We start from the raw sequence: 1,881 nt of genomic DNA, 5'->3' as shown, positions 1-1,881 counted from the left end.
ACTTAAATGCTATCATTTTACTGCCTGCAGAGTGTTAATAATTATCGATATTTGCGTCACTGCATAAACCATAATTGATGTCAGTTTAAAACCTCTCAAGCTGGATTGGTTCTCTACGGTATCAACTGTAATAAGGTAAAAATGACCAAAATTGATTATTTAATGCGCTTAAGAAAATGCAGGACAATAGAAACACTTGAACGCGTGATTGAAAAAAACAAATATGCACTATCTAATGATGAATTAGAAATATTTAACTTAGCAGCAGACCATCGGTTAGCTGAGCTAACTATGAATCAACTATACGACAAAGTCCCAGTTTCAGTTTGGAAAAACGTACGATAAAATTCACAATAGTTATCAACTAATTTTGTCAAATCAACCCAGCAAATGAACCTAGGTTATAATAGTTTTATTATCTCTTCTTATTTTAAGATGAAATTATTGTTTAGAGAAGAGAAAGGAAGCCCAGCTAACGACATCTCGGCACATACATAGCCTGCTACGACTGCTTCCTTCCGGACCTGATCGATTTGACAAGTAAGCATAGTACAGGAGCACTAACAGGACTTCCATTAAGGTAGCCGTGTTGACAACTACCTGATTTTATTATTAAGTATTGCTCGCTTAAATGCAATAGTATTTATGCGAATGGACACCAGATGTTTTTACCATATACTGAAGGATAACTAAATGATACTAGTATCTGAAGAAAACTATCTGTGATGGAAAAGATTATGCCCGGACTCGGAATTGAACCAAGGACACGGGGATTTTCAATCCCCTGCTCTACCAACTGAGCTATCCGGGCAGAGGAGGCCTATACATTAGGCCACATTAACGCTATTTCGTCAATGACGTTTATCGTATAATTAGGATGATACGGCTATTTTAATAAATAATCCATTTAATCAATAACAACAATAGTATTTTGGTTAGTAGCGTGGTCTCTTATATTTAGGAGGGATTTAATTATACAGCGACAAAATATCATCTAATTGTCTCTCGGTTAAAAGACCAAGCTGCAACACTACTTGACGTACGCTCTTACCAGTTTCGACACCAATTTTACCGACTATATCGCAGTTATGATGGCCAATAACAGGATTGAGATAGGTGATTATGCTAATCTAGTTAAAAACATATTGTTTACATATTGATTAGTTAGCACTAATACCTACGATGCACTGATCCTGCCAATTCTAGCCCATATTGGTTAGAAAATAAAGATATTCAAACATTGCTTGGCTAATGACAGGCTCCATGACATTTAGCTGTAGCTGACCGGCTTCTGCCGCCATAGTAATGCAAGTATCGTTACCAATAACCTGAAAGCACACTTGATTAACTACTTAGGGAATAACTTGATTCACTTGAGCGGGCATAATCGATGAACCAGCAGCTTGCAATGGCGGGAGGTTAATTTCATTTAAGCCGGTTCACGGTCCTAAAGAAAGTAAGCGTAAATTGTTACAGATCTTGGATCATTTTACTGCCAGACGTTTCAGTACACTATGTACCATAACATATCGTCGTTAGTTTTTCTACTACGATAGTCTGATAACCCTCTGGTGTATTGATACTGGTACCGATAGCAGTAGCACCTAAATTAACCTATAACAGTAGCTCAGTGCTGCGTAGTAAATTAGTATTATCTTCCTTAAGTAATACATTAAACGTATGAAACTATTGACCTAGCGTCATCGGAACCCCAATCTTGTAATTGGGTCCGGCCCATCTTAAATGTAGCGGCGAAAACCTGGGATTTTTGTTCAAAGCAGGTACCTAGATAATTAATAGCTTATCTAAGATAGGTGATCTAACCATTTTTTAATATATATAATTGATATATATTCTATACCTAATCATTAGCTCTTAGGT

The 1,881-nt window shown here is 36.6% G+C and carries 1 protein-coding gene, 1 tRNA gene, 1 other RNA gene and 1 pseudogene; 1 reads left to right on the top strand and 3 read right to left on the bottom strand.

All coding sequences use genetic code 11. The features are described 5' to 3' along the window. Positions 1-141 precede the first annotated feature (141 nt). Positions 142-345 (top strand): hemolysin expression modulator Hha, encoded by a 204-nt coding sequence (gene hha / locus CEX73_RS02760; protein WP_101627060.1) that lies wholly within the window; start codon positions 142-144, stop codon positions 343-345. Between the two features lie 122 nt (positions 346-467). Here the strand turns inward: hha and ffs are convergent. The 3 genes and pseudogenes from ffs to CEX73_RS02745 form a co-directional block, all read right to left on the bottom strand. Continuing rightward, positions 468-566, bottom strand: an RNA gene (ffs, locus tag CEX73_RS02755) — signal recognition particle sRNA small type. A 172-nt stretch (positions 567-738) separates the two neighbouring features. Beyond that, positions 739-811, bottom strand: a tRNA-Phe gene (locus tag CEX73_RS02750). A 157-nt stretch (positions 812-968) separates the two neighbouring features. Then, positions 969-1,801, bottom strand: a pseudogene (locus CEX73_RS02745) (lyase family protein); the annotation flags it as partial. Positions 1,802-1,881 lie beyond the last annotated feature (80 nt).

The organism is Candidatus Palibaumannia cicadellinicola (assembly GCF_002855795.1).
GTDB classification, from domain to species: Bacteria; Pseudomonadota; Gammaproteobacteria; order Enterobacterales; family Enterobacteriaceae; genus Baumannia; species Baumannia cicadellinicola_C.
The sequence above is the reverse complement of the archived record's forward strand: the minus strand, read 5'-3'. Positions and strand labels throughout refer to the sequence as shown.